The sequence below is a fragment of the Algoriphagus sp. genome (genome assembly GCF_024642405.1).
GTDB lineage: Bacteria > Bacteroidota > Bacteroidia > Cytophagales > Cyclobacteriaceae > Algoriphagus.
In genome coordinates this window covers 1-17,526 of sequence record NZ_JAHEBC010000063.1, presented here as the reverse complement: position 1 = coordinate 17,526, position 17,526 = coordinate 1, and the positions used below count along the sequence as shown (strand labels likewise).

Sequence of the window (17,526 nt, the reverse complement as noted above, 5' to 3'; positions counted from 1 at the left end):
TAGCAACTCTCCACTCTCCTCCTACAACATCCTCTAGAGGTTTTGCACTGTAAGATTGTGGAACCTTGAAAAATCTGATTTCTGGAAATCCACCTTCAGCAATTTCATCTTCAGCTCCTATCACTTGGGATTTTAATGCCCATTCCATATTTGACTGTCCACCAGCAACCCAAACATCTCCTAGATAGACATCATTAATCTGGGTGTTGTTGACCGTTAGAATGAAAGGACCTCCGGCTTTTGATTCAGGCAGCATAATTGACCATGTACTATCAGTTTCCACTTCAGTGCTTCCTAGTAATCCCGCTACTGATACTCTTACTTTTTTATTAGGAATCCCTTTTCCCCAAACATGAATTTTTTGATCTCTCTGAAAAACCATTCCATCTTCAAATAATTTTGGAAGGGTTACTTCTGACTCGAATTTGTCGGAATCACAGGCAAAATTTGCCAGAATTACTAATAGGATAAAGTATCGTTTCATAGTATTTATGGGAATACAAGTGAAAATTGAAGAAAAATATTGAAAGGACAATAACAAAAAAGTCCTGACAAAGAAAACTTTATCAGGACTTTAAACCAATCAATAAAAACTAGCTTAGATAAATCTATTTAACAAGTTTTCAAAATATTCTTGCTTTCCGCTGGTTTGAGCTGGTTCGCCATTATCAGCAGCATAATTTCTAAGATCCTCCAAGGTCAAAGTACCTTCCTCAAAAGCTTTTCCTTTTCCTGAGTCATAGCTTGCATATCTAGTCTTTCTTCTTTCTAGATAATCTGACTTATCCAAAATATCTTGAGCGATTAACATGCCTCTTGCAAAAGCATCCATACTCCCAATATGTGCCAAGAACAAATCCTCAGGATCAGTTGAGTTTCTTCTGAGTTTTGCATCAAAATTAACTCCACCACCTTGAAGCCCTTCAGAGTTCAAAATAACCAACATGGCCTCCGTCATTTCCTGTAAATTCATCGCAAACTGATCAGTGTCCCAACCATTTTGGTAGTCACCTCTATTGGCATCTATACTACCTAACATACCTGCGTCGGCAGAAACCTGAAGTTCATGCTGAAAAGTATGACCTGCAAGAGTTGCATGGTTAACTTCAATATTCAATTTAAAATCTTTATCAAGTCCATGCTCTCTCAAAAACCCGATTACTGTTGCAGCATCGTAATCATATTGATGTTTTGTAGGCTCCATTGGCTTAGGTTCGATAAAGAATGTTCCTTTAAAACCATTCTTTCTGGCGTAATCTCTAGCCATGGTTAGAAACTTTGCCAGATGGGTAGTTTCACGCTTCATATCAGTATTCAACAAAGACATATAACCTTCACGTCCACCCCAGAACACATAATTTTCACCTCCCAATGCGATAGTGGCATCAATGGAATTCTTAACCTGAGTTGCAGCATATGCCAAAACATCAAAGTCAGGGTTAGTCGATGCACCATTCATATAGCGTGGATTGCTAAATACATTAGCAGTTCCCCAAAGTAATTTTACACCAGTTTCTGCTTGCTTCTGCTTAGCATACTCCACGATGATTTTCATTCTTTGCTCGTATTCTGCAATATCCTTTCCTTCGTCAATCAAATCAATATCGTGAAAGCAATAGTAAGGAGCCCCAATCTTTGTGATAAATTCAAAAGCTGCATCCATTTTATCTTTTGCTCTTTGAATTGGATCTGGGTTTGCATCCCAAGGGTGAATAATGGTACCTGGACCAAATGGATCTCCGCCAGTTCCACAGAAGGAGTGCCAATAAGCGATAGAAAACTTGAAGTGTTCCTTCATAGTTTTTCCAGCGATTACTCTATTTTCATCATAATATCTGAAGGCCATAGGATTATTACTATCCTTTCCTTCAAATGGAATTTTATCTATACTTGGGAAATACAGTTTTGACATGTCAATAAGTAATTAAGGTTAATTAATAGGTTTATTTTTATTCAATTATATTTTTAATTTTTGGATTTTTTCCAATTGATTTTTCCAATGGAGATAGACTTCTTCGTAAGGCTCAAAAAATTGTTCATTGGGCTCAATTGTTTCAAGTAAATCCAAACCTTGGAATGCTTCAGTTTCATTGGAAAACAGACCGACACCAATACCGGCACCTCTTGCTGCACCTTGGGCTCCATCGGTATCATATAATTCCAAGACAACTTTATTCATATGAACAAAGGTTTTTCTAAAAATCGGACTTAGAAACATATTTGCTTTTCCAGCTTTTACAGTCTTTAGATCCATACCCATATCTTGCATTATTCTAAAACCGAAAGTTAATGCAGAAACAATCCCTTCCTGTGCTGCACGAATCATATGTTTCTTATCATGTTTGAGTAAATCAAGACCGAGCAAATGAGCACCAACTTGTTTATTTTGCATGATTCTTTCAGCTCCATTCCCAAAGGGAATGAAAGTAAGACCACCAGAACCAATTGGGGCTGATCCTCCCAAATTATTCATTTCTTCATATTCTATCTTTCCTGCTCCAAGCAGTTTCTTGATCCAACTATTAAGAATCCCAGTTCCATTTACACAAAGCAATACACCATAAGATGGTTTTTCTTTGGTATGGTTCACGTGGACAAAGGTATTTACTCTGGAAAGAGGATCATATAAAGGTGTGTCACAAACACCATAAACTGTCCCAGAAGTACCTGCAGTAGTAGCAAGTTCACCTGGTTTTAAAACTTGTAGCGAAAAAGCATTATTAGGTTGATCACCAGCCCTGTAAGAAACAGATACTCCTGCTTCTATTCCAGTCAACTGAGAGGCTTCAGATGTTACTTTGCCTTGGATAGAGTAAGATGGAACAACTTTTGGCAACCAAGCTTTATTAATTTTGTAATTCTCAAGAACTTTTTCACTTATTCCATTTTCCTTAAAGTCCCAAAATATACCCTCTGAAAGTCCAGTTTCAGAAGTCAAAATTTCGCCCGTGAGTTTCATGGCAATAAAATCACCTGGAAGCATTATTTTATCAATTTTCGAAGCTATCTCTGGTTCATTCTCAATTACCCATCGAAGCTTTGATGCCGTAAAATTACCCGGCGAATTCAATAGATGAGGTAGACAATATTCCTCTCCTAGTTCTTTGAATGCTTTTTCACCAATAGAAACAGCTCTGCTATCACACCATATTATTGAAGGCCTTAAAACGTTTTGATCCTTATCCACTAAAACCAAACCATGCATCTGATAAGCAATGCCAATTCCCTTGAGCTCTCCTGCCTTGACGTTTGCTTTTTTGAGCACAAACTTACTTGCTTGTTGGATATACTTCCACCAGGTCTCCGGGTCTTGTTCTGCCCATCCCTCCAGAGGAGAGTTTATGACCATTTCCTCTTCAGGAAAAGCTTTAGACACAATTGATTTTCCTGTGTCAGCATCCAAAAGAGAGGCCTTTATAGATGAACTACCAATATCTAATCCTAATAACAGTTGTCTCATTTTAGATGATTTTTACCAGAATACGATATAAAGAGCTGCTGTAATACCAGCAATCAAAAATGCCCCAATTTTAAAGGAAGCACTGGTCTTAAATAACTCTTTATTTATTTCGATGCTATTAGGATGATCTTTTCCTTTTCCTTCATATAAACTAATGGCAATCATCAAGGCTGCTAAAATCAAAAACACAACTCCCATTCTATCTAAGAAGGGTAAATCTGGCATTCCTATTTTTAGAATTACCGATAGTGGGATACTCAAAGCCGCACCAACTAAGGCTGCATTTGAGGTTGTTTTTTTCCAAAACACTCCAAAAAAGAAAATGGCAAAAACCCCCGGACTAATAAACCCGGTGTATTCTTGAATAAATTGAAAGGCTTGGTCTAATTGCCCTAAAGCTGGGGCTACTATTGCTGCTACTAAAAAGGCTACTACCGCTGTAATTCTTCCTACACGTACTTGTTTAGTCTCAGAAGCATTTTTGCTGAAATACTTCTGGTAGATATCCATCGTGAAGATAGTGGATGTACTATTTGCCATAGAGGCCAAAGAAGAAACAATCGCCGCCGTTAATGCTGCAAAAGCCAAACCTTTTAATCCAACGGGCAATAACTGTAACAAGGTAGGATAAGCTCTATCAGACTTAATTAAGGTTGTGGCTGGATCTTTCATTGAATCGATAAAACTTACATCAATTCCATTTTTTACGATTACCCAAGCAGCAATTCCAGGAATTACGACGATCAAAGGCATTAATAATTTAAGAAAACCTGCAAAAATCATCCCCTTTTGAGCTTCATCTAGATTTTTTGCTGCTAAAGCTCTTTGGGTTATATATTGATTAAATCCCCAATAACTTAAGTTCGTAATCCACATTCCTCCGACCAAAACAGAAATCCCCGGTAGATCCAAATAAGCATCACGAGTGCCGCCTGATCCATCAGGAATCATCATCTCACCTTCGGATAAAATCATAGAAAAATGGCCAGGAACCTCTCTCCTCAACAAGCCAAGCCCTTCCCAAGCATCACCAGATCCCACCATTTGAAGGGCTATGTAAGTAGTAGCAAGTCCGCCCGCCACCAAAAAAACTACTTGAACAACGTCTGTCCATGCTACAGCTTTAAGGCCACCATAAATGGAATAAACCATTGCAAAAGTTGCTAATCCTAAAATGCCATAAACCATTGGGACATTCAGAATAGTGTTTAAGCTAAGCGCCCCTAGGTATAAAACCGAAGTAAGGTTTACAAAAACATACAATAAAAGCCAAAACACGGCCATGGTGGTTCTTACCCGGGTATCATATCTATCTAATAAAAACCCGGGCATGGTATAAATCCCTTTTTTAATATAGACAGGTAAAAAGAAAATAGCAACTACCAAAAGGGTTACTGCAGCCATCCACTCGTAGGTGGATATAGCCAAACCTAAAGCAAAACCAGACCCAGACATTCCAATAAATTGCTCAGCGGAAATATTTGAAGCAATTAATGATGCTCCAACTGCCCACCAGGGTAAGGCTTTAGAGGCAAGAAAATAATCTGAGGAGTTTTTAACGTGTCCTTTCTTCTCTCTGGATACAAAAAGACCCATCCCCACGATGAGCAAACAATATCCGACGAAAACTATTAGGTCTAAGGGTTCTAAGAGCATATTGAAATTGGTTGGTTTTTTGGGCGTAAATTTTATTAATCCTTATTAAAATTCAAGACAAGGCATTAAATATAAGACTTTCATTTAAAGGTCAGAAAATAAATTATTTCGAATCTTTACTTAATTGAAAAGCTTTTCTAAAAACGGAAGAGTTTTCGTGGAATATTCCACGCCTTCTATATTTTCCAAATAACTTATACCCATAGCATTACTAACCCAAACAGTAGTAGCTTTAGCTAAATGTTCTGGAAAAAATAATCCCTCGGTTATTTCCATCCCTAAATTTTTCAGAGATTCAATGATTACAGCCCTTCCTACGCCAGCAATACAAGAACTATTCAAAGAAGGTGTGAACACCTCTTCTCCAATCATCCAAAAAATATTAGAAGAGCCAGCCTCAGAAATAAACCCTCTATTGTCTAAAATAATCACCTCGTCCATTTTTAGATCAGTCCTTTCGATATTTGCCAAGACATAAGGCAATGAATTCAGAGTTTTGGCATTAGACCAAATAGTCGGGAAAATTTTTATCCTTGTACAGATAAAAGCTGTTTTCTTGATTCTTGGAGGTGGAGAAAATTTTTTTATTTGTAAAGTCTGGATAAGTCTATTCGTTGAAGGGGTATAAGTACCAGAACCTGATCTAAACAAATTCCATCTAACTCGTAAATCTCCTGGAGGAAAATTCTTTTTCAGAGTTTTTTCTATTAATTCAATATCAATATTTTCAAAGGGAAACCCCAGAATCGAAAAACCGTTTTTCAAACGATCCAAATGCTTTTCTGAATACCTAACCTTACTTTTACAAAAAACCATTGATTCAAAAAGACCATCCCCAAAATTCATGGCTCTGTTAGGAATATTTATTTTATCGCTAAAAGACCAGGTAAGGGTTTCGTCGTTAAATATTAAATTTGTTTCAAAATCGTTCATTACCTGTTCAATTTCGGTCAGTTTCTGATTATGTAAAAAAATGAACCTGTTAAAAGTAATAAAGAATAGACCTTAAATGAGGAAATTTGAATGATTAATAACATTTTTGATTTTAATAACGAAAGAATAAAGAGCTTAGCATCAATATTGGACTCAAAACCGAAATGGCAAACAAAAGTAGCATATTTGATATGATAGGTCCCGTCATGATAGGACCGTCATCTTCTCATACAGCTGGAGTTGTAAGAATTGCCAGAGCAGCCATTAGAGTATTAGGAGGTAAACCTGAAAAGGCATTGATTACTTTTTATAATTCTTTTGCAAGAACCTATGAAGGGCATGGAAGTGATAGAGCAATAATTGGTGGATTGATGGATTTTAAAACGGATGATCCAAGAATAAAAAATGCCTTAGATAAAGCTGAAGAAATTGGCTTTGAATATAAATTCAAATCCATAGGGAATTCTTCTATTCATCATCCGAATACAATTAAACTTAATTTAACTTTAGGCGAAAGAACTGTAGAAGTTGTAGGTGAGAGCTTAGGTGGTGGAATTATTAATATTTCAGAAGTGGATGGATTTGTAGCAAATTTCTCAGCTAAGGATCACACTTTAATTATTAAAGCACAGGATATTTCAGGTGCTATAGCTTTTATATCCAGTGTTATTGCTCAAGAAAAGGCAAATATTGCCACGATGTCTGTCTCCAGGAAAGGGAAAAATGACATAGCTTGTCATGTGATAGAAATGGATTCTGGGATACAAAAAATTACTTTAGATTACTTAAAATCTCTTTCTTGGATCAAAGAATTAAATTATATACCTGATATTGACCTTTAATTATTTAATCACAACCACATGAAAAAATGCTTATTAAGCTTTGCCCTAATGGTAGGATTAAGTTTTTCAATTTTTGCGCAAGAAACGACAATTCCAGATGGACCACTTGATCTGGAAACGGCTGTATCGATCGCTTTGGAAAACAATCTAACCTTAAAACGAAGCGAGCTTAACCAACTAACAAATGAAGCTACCCTTTTGCAAAACAAAGGACAAAGACTCCCTAACTTTAATACAGGCACGAGTTATGGTGTCCGCTGGGGTAGATCAATTAACCCAGTAACTAACCTATTTGAAACCGCTAGGATTGGAAATATAAACTTGTCTGCCTCTTCCAGTGCCACTATTTTCGCAGGAAATCAGATTAATAATTCCGTTAAACAATCCAAAGTTGATTTGGAATCTGGAATGTACAATATCGAAGCAACCAAAAATGACATTACACTAAACATTATCAATTTGTTTATAAATGTGGTTTTCAATAGAGAGCAGGTAAATGTTGCAGAAAATCAATTGGCAACTACAAAGGATCAACTCACAAGAACAAATAAATTAGTCGATGCAGGTTCATTACCCTTTTCTGATCAATTAGATGTACAGGCACAAAATGCAACGAATGAGGTTAATTTGATCAATGCAAGAAACAATTACAATATTGCGAAGCTCAATCTTGCTCAGGCTTTACAAATACCATACACTCCTGAATTTTCGGTAATCGAACCTGAATTTGAAATAAACGAGACATTGATGGCGACTGAAACCCCGGAGGACATCTACCAGATGGCGTTGGAGACCATGCCTGAAATCAAAGCAGCCCAAGCAAATATTGAAAGTGCAGAATATGGTCTAAAACTTGCTAAAGGAGGATTTTTTCCAACCCTAGGAATCAGTGCGAATATTTTCTCCAATTACGTAGATCAAGCATTCGGTACTGAAAGACCAACTTTTGGTCAGCAAATTGAAAACAACCTTTCTCAAGCCTTGAACCTACAATTAAATATTCCTCTTTTCTCAAGGCTCAGCAACAAGGCAGCTGTTCAACGTGCGCGGGTTCAAAGACAAATCAGTGAAGTATCGGCTTTGGAAACTGAAAATCAGTTAAGAAATGATATTGAAACTGCTTATAACAGTGCTCTTGCATCTCAATTGACTTATGAATCTTCCCTAATTCAAGTTCAAAACTTAGAAGAATCATTCCGAATAGCTCAACAAAGATTTGATTTAGGCGCAATTAACTCAGTAGATTTTCAAGTTGCCCAAAACAACTTATTCAACGCTCAAGCTGATTTGTTGAATGCTAAATACACCTATATTTTCAGAGTAAAAGTTCTTGATTTTTACCTGGGTAATCCAATTAACTTAAACTAAATCATGGCTAATAAAAAGTCGAACAAACTCTTGTATTACCTACTCGGTGGGGTAGGATTAATTATTGTAATTGCGATCATAGGTCGAACTGCTGGTTGGTTTGGGGGGGCAAAGGAAATCGAAGTTGAATTTGCCACAGCTAAAAGAACCAAAATAATAGAGAAAGTAAGTGCATCTGGCGAAATACAACCGGAAGTAGAGGTTAATCTCTCTCCAGATGTTGCAGGTGAAATCATTGAACTTAATATTATTGAGGGAGATTCAGTAGCTGAAGGTAAGTTATTGGTGAAAATTAGACCTGATAACTTTATTTCAGCATTAGATAGATCTAGAGCAAATTTGAATCAGCAAATGGCTAATTTATCTCAAGCTAAAGCTAGTTTGCAAAGATCAGAAGCTCAATTCAATCAAGCTGAGTTAAATTTTAACAGACAAAAAGGACTATACGAACAGCGAGCTATTTCCGAATCAGATTTCGAAACTGCCCAAGCAAATTATATCACATCTCAGAAAGATTTGGAAGCAGCAAAGCAAAATGTAATCGCATCTGAATTTGTAGTTAAAAGTTCCCAAGCAACGGTAGATGAGGCTGCAGAAAATTTAAGATTGACAAATGTTTATTCACCTGTGAGCGGAATTGTTTCCAACCTTTTAGTAGAAAAAGGTGAAAGAGTCGTTGGAACTGCTCAGATGGCTGGTACAGAAATGTTAACTATTGCTGATCTTTCTAAAATGGAAGTTCGTGTTGATGTCAATGAAAATGACATTATCCGTTTGAGCATGGGTGACACTTCAATAATAGATGTTGATTCTTATTCCTCTGCAGGCAAAAAATTTAAAGGTATTGTAACAAGCATTGCCAATACTGCCAATGCAAAAGCTTCAGCAGATGCAGTAACGGAGTTTAAAGTAAAAATCAGAATCCTGAACAGTTCATATCAAGACCTAGTGGCTGCAGGAACTAAATACCCATTTAGACCGGGGATGACTGCTTCAGTAGATATCTTGACTACCAGCAAAGACAATGCATTGGCAATTCCACTTTCTGCTGTTACAACAAGAGATAACAAAGTTGACACTTTGGCCGGTGGAACAACAAAATCTAAAGAACTGGTATTTGTAAGTGAGAATGGAATAGCAAAACTGAAAGAAATCAAAACAGGGATTTCTGATTTTGAGAATATCGAAGTTTTAGAAGGTATTACTGAGGGTGAAGAGATTATTTCAGGGCCTTACTTTGTAGTGAGTAAACAACTGAAAGAAGGAGACAAAGTTGTAAAAATGGCAACTCCCAGACCAAGCTCTATTGCTCAAAGTAACTAAATAAAGGACTTTTCAAGTTTGCCCCCGAAGAGATAGAAATCATCGGGGGCATTTTTTATGACCATTTTTTTAATTGCTCATAAATTAAATGTAATGGGAATCCCATAACATTAAAATAAGAACCTTCCATTTTAGTGACTCCAATGTATCCAATCCATTCCTGGATACCGTATGCACCTGCTTTATCCAATGGCTGATACGTTTTGATATAATGCCAAATCTCATCCTCTTCAAGAAACCTGAAGGTTACGATTGTTTCATCTTCAACAGTAATTTGCCTTTTCTTGTCTTTAAAAGTAACTGCCGTCATCACAATATGGGATGTACCTGATAAACTTTTAAGCATATCAAATGCTTCTTCTTCATTGGAAGGTTTACCCAATACATGTCCATCTTCAATAACTACTGTATCCGAAGTTATTAAGATTTCATTCTCTTTTAATTCATCAGGGAAAGAATCCGCCTTCAACTTACTTAAATAAGCAGCTACAAATTCAGGTTTCATATCACCTGGAATCTTCTCCTCAACTGCATTTGGACGAACTTCAAATTCAACTTCAAGGCCTTTTAGCAATTCTTGCCTACGGGGAGAATTGGAGGCCAAAATAATTTTCTTGTCCTTTAGTTTATTTAAGAAAGGTTTCATATTCAAATTCAAATTCATCTTGTTTTATACTAGCAAACAGTAACCCTCCCAAAGCTTTTGGATAAAAATATGTTGATTTTTGAGGCATCACATACCCAGATCTACAAACCTCAAGAACTTGATTTAATTCTAGTTCGCGGGTAATGATTGCAAAGCTAGCTTTTCCAGTTTGCACTTCATGAATACATCTTGAAAAACTTCTTTCATATTTAATATTTGCAGAACTTCTCTGTTCTTCCATTGGAATTCCCAATATTTTATTAAAAATCAGTTCATGAAGAACAGCCAAATCTAATTTCTTGATCACTCCAGGATAGGAAGAGGAAATCAAATCATATTTTCCTGATTTCAATTGGAGTAGATAACTTTCCTCTTCAATTAATAAACCATAAGACCAAGGCTTATGAAAAGCATAACTTCCTAAATCATCCTGATCAGGAAACTTTTTTACTTCGAACCAATCCCCTAAAGACGCTAGAAAATTTTCTTTAGTCATTTTTAATCCCTTGAAAAGTCGATGGGTTGGAAGTATTTTTAAATGGTTACCATTAGTATTGGTGAAATACATCATATGATAATCATGACTTTTCCATTTTTCACCTTCTAGTTGATTTTTACAAGAGTTTCTATATTCTATAGCACCTTCAAGCCTATGATGACCATCTGCCAAAATCACTTGTTTATCTTCTAACACAGACAAAAACTTACCTATTATGGAGGGATTTCGAATAACTCCCAGAACTTCGCGGACTCCTTGATAGTCCTCTAATTCATAAAGAGGGTTTGCTATTGCTTCGTCCATATATTTTTCCAAATGATTGTTCGGATCTTCATACAGACCATGAGTCGGACTTGCTTGTATTTTGGTTGATTTAAGGAGATCAATCCTATCGTTCACTGCATGGACGATCGTATTTTCATGCCTTAAAATAATCTTCTCATCCCAATTATAGGCCTTAATTTGAGCTATAAACCCTTTTCTACAGCGTGAATCATGTTCTCCAGGGAGCCTAAAAAATTGGTAGTAAACATAGATACCCGGTTCTTTATCTTGTACAATTATTTGATTTTTCTTCCATTTTTCTAAGGTCTCTAATGCCCGCTTTGACGGGTTGGGACCTTTTGGTACAGATAAATGAATACTATTATATGGGTTTTGGTATAATAGATCTCTTTGTCTCTCAGAAACAACATCAAATAGTGGTGCTGTCAGTTCGTCGATATTTGATTTAAATTTATCATGGTATCGCCAAGCTTTTATCGGTAGTATTTCTGCCATTTTATTAATTCAGCCTTTTTCTCCAAGCAGATTTTTCTGTTTCATTGGTAATTTCAGTTTTCTGTTTGTTCCCAGAACTCGAGTTTTCATAAAACTCAACAGCTAAAGCAGCTAAAAGATCTTTTTCATCTTTAGAAAATTCTACCTCCAAAACCTCAGGCTGGAAATATTTCTCTACGAATTTAGTATCAAAATTACCTGAAGAAAATGCTTTATGCTGCAAAGCAAACTTGCAAAAACTAAGGGTAGTTTGAATTCCTGTGATTTTATAATCCTCTATTGCGCTAATCATTCTATCTATAGCTCCTTGCCTTGTTTCAGCATGAGTTATTAATTTGGCAATCATAGGATCATAATAAATCGGGATTTTCATTCCTTCGTCAAATCCATCATCCACCCTTATTCCTGGGCCTTGAGGCCTTTTATAGGTTAGTAAGGTACCTATATCAGGAAGAAAATTATTTTTTGGATCCTCAGCATAAACACGGACTTCTACTGAATGACCATTTATTTTCAAATCTTCCTGAGAGAAAGAAAGTGGATTTCCTTCGGCTATGAGAATTTGTTCCTTTACTAAATCTTTCCCTGTTATCATCTCAGTTACAGGGTGTTCTACTTGAAGCCTTGTATTCATTTCCAAAAAATAAAAATTCAGCTTATCATCGACAATAAATTCAACAGTTCCAGCTCCGAAATAATCACAAGCTTTTGCAACGCCAACTGCAGCCTCCCCCATTGCCTTTCGCATTTTAGGAGTTACCACCGCAGATGGTGCTTCTTCAATTACTTTCTGGTGCCTTCTTTGGATGGAACACTCTCTTTCAAATAGGTAAACAACGTTTCCTTGCTGATCTCCTAATATTTGGATTTCTATATGTCTTGGGGAAGTAATAAACTTTTCAATAAAAACAGCCCCATCACCAAATGAAGAAATTGCTTCGCTGATAGCTCTATCCATTTGTTCCTCAAATTCAGTTTCGTTTTCAACGATTCGCATTCCTTTACCCCCTCCTCCTGCACTTGCTTTTATTAAAATAGGATAACCTATTTTTTCGGCAATCTTTTTCGCCTCGGGAATATCAGAAATAGCTTCTTCTGTACCTGGAACTAATGGAATATCATATTTACCAACCGCTTGTTTGGCAGCTAACTTACTTCCCATTACTTCTATAGATTGAGGGGAAGGTCCGACGAAAATCAAGCCTGAATCAGATACTTTTTTAGCAAAATCAGCATTCTCGGAAAGAAAACCATAACCCGGATGAATAGCATCCACATTTAATTCCTTACAAACTTCAATTATTTTTTCTCCCAAAAGATAGGACTGGGCAGACGCTGGTGGTCCTAGACATACTGCTTCATCAGCAAACTTGACATGAGGAGATAATCTATCAGCCTCACTAAATACAGCAACTGTCTTGATCCCCATTTCTTTAGCTGTTTTCATAATCCGTAGGCTTATTTCCCCCCGGTTAGCGACTAAAAGTTTTTTGATTTTGGGCATTATTTTATTGTTTGGGTATAATCAATTATCGAAAGAGACTAAATAAAGAAATTTATCTGAGTAAAGGTAAGAATGCTAGGAAACGAAAAGCGTTTTTTGCTTAGACGGTTTTAAAGTTTTATTTTTGACCGATTTTTGATTAAAAGATCATAATTACTTAATTGTAACAGCACTCACCTAAAATAAAAATTCGCTTTGGATCTATTTGCTAAATTAAAAATGAATATGGGCCCACTGGGCAAACACTCTGAGTTTGCAGACGGTTACTTCTCATTTCCTAAACTTGAAGGTGAAATTGCACCTAGAATGATGTTCCAAGGAAAAGAAGTATTAACCTGGAGTTTAAATAATTATCTAGGGTTGGCTAATCATCCTGAAGTGCGAAAAACAGATGCAGAAGCTGCTGCAAAATGGGGAGCTGCATATCCAATGGGAGCACGTATGATGTCAGGTCAAACAACATTGCATGAGCAACTTGAAGATGAGTTGGCAGCTTTCGTTAAAAAGGAAAAAGCATATTTACTAAACTATGGCTATCAAGGCATCATGTCAGTCATAGATTCGCTATTAGACAGAAAAGACGTAGTAGTATATGATTCAGAGTGTCATGCCTGTATCATTGATGCTTTAAGGATGCATATGGGTAAAAGATATGTATTTCCTCATAATGACATAGAAAACTGTGAAAAGCAGTTGGAAAGAGCTACCAAATTGGCCAATGAAACCGGAGGAGGAATCTTAGTAATTACCGAGGGAGTTTTCGGAATGACCGGGGATCAAGGGAAGTTGAAGGAAATAGTTGCATTAAAACAAAAGTTCGATTTTAGACTCTTAATTGACGATGCTCATGGATTTGGTACTATGGGTAAAACAGGTGCAGGAACGGACGAAGAACAAGGAGTTCAAGATCAAGTAGACCTTTATTTCTCAACTTTTGCAAAGTCAATGGCGAGTATTGGAGCGTTTATCGCTGGCGATGCAGAGGTAATTCTTTATTTAAGATATAATATGCGTTCTCAGATATTTGCAAAATCACTTCCAATGCTTTTGGTTGAAGGGGCTTTGAAAAGACTGGAACTTTTAAAAACTCAACCTGAACTGAAAGATAATTTATGGAAAATTGTTAAAGCCCTTCGTAAAGGACTTCATGAGAATGGCTTCAGTACTGGAAAATCAAATTCACCAGTTACTCCGGTTGTTCTGAACGGAACCGTAGGTGAAGCAGCAGCTTTGACAAAAGACTTAAGAGAAAATCACGCCATCTTCTGTTCAGTAGTAATTTACCCGGTTGTCCCTAAAGGCATGATAATCTTGAGATTGATCCCAACTGCAGTACATTCTCTTGAAGATGTTAAGGAAACAATTACAGCTTTTGCAGCGATCAAAGAGAAACTTACCACTGGAGTTTATAAAAACTCAGAATTTGCAAGTTCTTTCGGAGAATAAAAAAATATTCAAAAAAAACGGCCTCCTGATTGAATTAGCAAGTATTTAGGCTATATTGAACTCAATAAACTTATCATCAACCTAAAAAATAATCACTATTATTATGAGCAGATTTAGTGAAATCAAAGATCTTGTAAGTGGTATGGAAGCCGATTTTGACAAATTTTATGACAAGAATAACCAGGCTGCCGGAACCAGAGTTAGAAAAGGGATGCAAGACCTAAAAAACATTGCACAGGAAATCCGTAAGGAAGTTCAAGATATGAAAAACGCTGGTTAAAGTAAAAATCAAAAAAGGTGATCATCTGATCACCTTTTTTGTTGGAATACATTTCAAATTTTAGGGTTAGAATTCCACTATATTATTCTCTTGCTCCAGGTCTGCAAGTCTTTTACTAGGATCTATCTCCACTGATTTGATTTCATCCATTTTTCTATCGAGTGTAATTTTTTTGGTAGTATTTGTCCAAGGCCAATCTTCAGTTAAAATTCTTTTAGGAGCTCCTTCTTCAGGTAATTTTTCTCCTCTCATAATAACCAAAGGTAAATAAATCATTTCCTGGGAACCATCTTTATAGGTAACAACCAAATCTATCGGCATTGGCATAAGACCTATTCTTTCTAAAATAATGTCAGTTTTATTTCCTTGAGGGTTTACTTCTTTAATTCCGTAATTGATTGTTTTGGTAGTGTAAACAAAGTATTCCTTATACCAATCTAATTCTAATCCACTTTCTTTTTCCATAACTCGAATCAGATCATTGACATTTGGATGCTTAAACTTCCAGGTATCCCAATACCTGAGCATTCCACGATCTCTTACATCAGCTCCAATTATATATCCCATTTGCTCCAAGAATACAGCACCTTTACTATATGCTGCCGAACTATAAGCCGAATTGGTATGATAGTGATCAGAATGAGTACTCATAGGTTCCTCTTTTCCGGATTTAACCAATCTATAATACCCAGAATAAGAGCCAGCTAATGGAGTTTTCGAAGGACTAAAAATCTCCGACATCGTTAGACTTGACGCATAACTCGTAAAACCCTCATCCATCCAAGGATAAAGAGACTCATTAGTAGCCAATACTCCATGAAACCAGCTATGTGCCAATTCATGAGCCATTACTCCTACTAACCCTCTTAAATTTCTTCCACCAGTCACAAGGGTTGACATTGCATACTCCATACCACCATCTCCTCCTTGAATTACAGAGAATTGCTTATATGGATATTGTCCAAAATTCTCGGAGAGGAAATTGATAGCTTTTGGAGTGTATTCCTTTAACTTTTCCCAGTTTTCAGTAGTCTCTTCTGAGGGTATGAATAAATGGTGAACAGTTATCCCATTTTCCATTTCAACTTTTTCATGCCTATACTTTGGATCGGCAGCCCACATAAAATCATGAACCATAGGAGCTTTAAAGTGCCAAGTCAAAGTTTCCCCGCTCACTTTTGGCACTGTTACTCCTTCATCCTCATAGCCATGACCAATTTCATTTGGATTCTGAAGATAACCAGTTCCTCCAATCGTGTAATTTTTGTCAATGGTAATTTTCACATCAAAATCTCCCCAAATCCCATAGAATTCACGACCAACATAGGGATTAGAATGCCAACCTTGCTCATCATAATTTGCCATTTTAGGATACCATTGAGACATCGAATAGCGAACTCCTTCCTCACTATCTCTTCCGGATCTTCTGATTTGTATAGGTACTTGACCCATAAAGGACATTTTAAATTCAGTTTCAGAATTTGGAAGGATAGGCTTAGGAAGGGTCACTTCCAATATTGTCCCTACCTCCTCAAAATCTACACTCACCCCTCCCATTGTCAATTCATTTACATGTAAATAACCAATTTCATCTGGCTTTAATGAATTAATTCGGTCTCCAACTCTTCGGTCAGGATCAGATATAGACCTTGATCTTTCATCCATCATACTTCCAGGCTGGAATGCATTATAGTACAGATGGTAAAATACTTTGTAGAGAGTATCAGGTGAATTATTGTAGTACTTCAATACTTGAGTTCCGGAATACTGATTTGATGAAACATTCATTTCAACTTCCATTTTGTAATCAACAGCTTGCTGAAACCTGCCTGTTTGAGCTATTACAGAAGAACCTGTGAATACAAAAAGAAAAAGCCCTAAAAGAGGCTTATTCATGACATTTAGCATATGAATCTTTTTTTGTACAAAGAAAATCAAAATGAATCCCGAGCACAAACCACCTATAAAAAATCAAATCAGTTTTTAAAACTTGTATAAATTCCCTTTAAAAAAAAATCAATTATTAGCTCAAGGTTTTATCTTATTTTAGAAAATTACTCAACCTTATATCAAACATGAGAAAAATTTACATCCTATCCTTGGCTCTTTTGGTCAGTTTAGGTTCCTATGCCCAGGAAATAGATATGAATCTATTTAAGTCAATGAAGGCAAGAAGTATAGGTCCTGCTGCAATGAGTGGTAGAATTACAGCAATAGATGCTGTAGATGATAATCCCTCAATCATCTATGCGGGATCTGCATCCGGTGGACTTTGGAAATCAACTTCTGGAGGAATTAATTGGAAGCCAATTTTTGACAATGAAAAAGTACATTCGATAGGGTCAATTTCCATCTATCAGAAAAACCCAAATATCATATGGGTTGGAACTGGAGAAGGAAATCCCAGAAATTCCTTAAACCTTGGATATGGCGTCTATAGATCCATGGATGCCGGTGAAACGTGGGAATTGATGGGACTCGAAAAAACACGGGCTATTCATAGAATAATAGTTCATCCAGATGATCCTAATACAGTTTATGTAGGGGCGATTGGATCTCCATGGGGAGAGCAAGAAGATCGTGGGCTTTATAGAACGACAGACGGTGGCAAGACTTGGGATAAAATCTTGTATATGGATCCTAAGACTGGAGTGGGCGAAATGATAATAGACCCCAATAATCCAAATAAGATTTTTGTCAATATGTGGCAACATAGAAGATACCCATATTTCTTTGAATCAGGTGGTTCTTCTTCCGGGCTTTTTGTAACCCATGACGGTGGGGATAAC

General features: G+C 36.6%; 13 protein-coding genes and 2 pseudogenes. 6 read left to right on the top strand and 9 right to left on the bottom strand.

The features are described 5' to 3' along the window. The 5 genes and pseudogenes from Q0L68_RS07145 to Q0L68_RS07125 all read right to left on the bottom strand — a co-directional run. A pseudogene (locus Q0L68_RS07145) lies at positions 1–484 on the bottom strand (sialate O-acetylesterase); the annotation flags it as partial. 114 nt (positions 485–598) lie between these two features. Next, on the bottom strand, positions 599–1,912 hold the full coding sequence (xylA, locus tag Q0L68_RS07140; RefSeq protein ID WP_296701190.1) for a xylose isomerase: 1,314 nt from the start codon (positions 1,910–1,912) through the stop codon (positions 599–601). A gap of 45 nt (positions 1,913–1,957) precedes the next feature. Then, positions 1,958–3,460, bottom strand: a complete 1,503-nt coding sequence (locus Q0L68_RS07135) for an FGGY family carbohydrate kinase (RefSeq protein ID WP_296701188.1) — start codon at positions 3,458–3,460, stop codon at positions 1,958–1,960. Between the two features lie 12 nt (positions 3,461–3,472). Further along, positions 3,473–5,116 (bottom strand): sodium/sugar symporter, encoded by a 1,644-nt coding sequence (locus Q0L68_RS07130; protein WP_296701186.1) that lies wholly within the window; start codon positions 5,114–5,116, stop codon positions 3,473–3,475. Between the two features lie 120 nt (positions 5,117–5,236). Continuing rightward, a complete protein-coding gene (locus Q0L68_RS07125) occupies positions 5,237–6,049 on the bottom strand; it encodes an aminotransferase class IV (RefSeq protein ID WP_296701184.1) in 813 nt (270 codons plus the stop codon). Positions 6,050–6,213: 164 nt separating this feature from the next. Between Q0L68_RS07125 and sdaAB the strand changes: the two genes are divergently transcribed. Genes sdaAB through Q0L68_RS07110 form a run of 3 tightly spaced genes read left to right on the top strand, consistent with a single transcriptional unit; the run spans position 6,214 to position 9,582 of the window. Then, on the top strand, positions 6,214–6,891 hold the full coding sequence (sdaAB, locus tag Q0L68_RS07120) for an L-serine ammonia-lyase, iron-sulfur-dependent subunit beta (RefSeq protein ID WP_296701182.1): 678 nt from the start codon (positions 6,214–6,216) through the stop codon (positions 6,889–6,891). A gap of 18 nt (positions 6,892–6,909) precedes the next feature. After that, a complete protein-coding gene (locus Q0L68_RS07115) occupies positions 6,910–8,259 on the top strand; it encodes a TolC family protein (protein WP_296701181.1) in 1,350 nt (449 codons plus the stop codon). A 3-nt stretch (positions 8,260–8,262) separates the two neighbouring features. Further along, positions 8,263–9,582 carry an efflux RND transporter periplasmic adaptor subunit gene (locus Q0L68_RS07110; protein ID WP_296701180.1) on the top strand — a complete coding sequence of 440 codons (1,320 nt, stop codon included), beginning with the start codon at positions 8,263–8,265 and terminating at the stop codon, positions 9,580–9,582. Positions 9,583–9,637: 55 nt separating this feature from the next. Here Q0L68_RS07110 and Q0L68_RS07105 read toward each other — a convergent pair whose 3' ends face one another. Genes Q0L68_RS07105 through Q0L68_RS07095 form a run of 3 tightly spaced genes read right to left on the bottom strand, consistent with a single transcriptional unit; the run spans position 9,638 to position 13,011 of the window. Further along, on the bottom strand, positions 9,638–10,228 hold the full coding sequence (locus Q0L68_RS07105; RefSeq protein WP_296701179.1) for a Maf family nucleotide pyrophosphatase: 591 nt from the start codon (positions 10,226–10,228) through the stop codon (positions 9,638–9,640). After that, a complete protein-coding gene (locus Q0L68_RS07100) occupies positions 10,209–11,507 on the bottom strand; it encodes a DUF1015 domain-containing protein (protein ID WP_296701177.1) in 1,299 nt (432 codons plus the stop codon). The genes Q0L68_RS07105 and Q0L68_RS07100 overlap by 20 nt, the downstream gene beginning before the upstream one ends. 4 nt (positions 11,508–11,511) lie before the next feature. Next, positions 11,512–13,011, bottom strand: coding sequence for an acetyl-CoA carboxylase biotin carboxylase subunit (locus Q0L68_RS07095; protein ID WP_296701175.1), 1,500 nt, complete (start codon positions 13,009–13,011; stop codon positions 11,512–11,514). Positions 13,012–13,206: 195 nt separating this feature from the next. Here Q0L68_RS07095 and Q0L68_RS07090 point away from each other — a divergent pair, with 195 nt between their 5' ends. Continuing rightward, positions 13,207–14,457, top strand: coding sequence for an aminotransferase class I/II-fold pyridoxal phosphate-dependent enzyme (locus Q0L68_RS07090; RefSeq protein WP_296701173.1), 1,251 nt, complete (start codon positions 13,207–13,209; stop codon positions 14,455–14,457). Between the two features lie 103 nt (positions 14,458–14,560). Further along, a complete protein-coding gene (locus Q0L68_RS07085; protein WP_296701170.1) occupies positions 14,561–14,737 on the top strand; it encodes a histone H1 in 177 nt (58 codons plus the stop codon). Positions 14,738–14,803: 66 nt separating this feature from the next. Here the strand turns inward: Q0L68_RS07085 and Q0L68_RS07080 are convergent, their stop codons facing one another. Next, complete coding sequence (locus Q0L68_RS07080) at positions 14,804–16,633, bottom strand: M1 family metallopeptidase (RefSeq protein ID WP_296701168.1); 1,830 nt, start codon at positions 16,631–16,633, stop codon at positions 14,804–14,806. A 179-nt stretch (positions 16,634–16,812) separates the two neighbouring features. On the opposite strand from Q0L68_RS07080, the pseudogene Q0L68_RS07075 reads away from it, so the two are divergent. Beyond that, a pseudogene (locus Q0L68_RS07075) lies at positions 16,813–17,526 on the top strand (hypothetical protein); the annotation flags it as partial.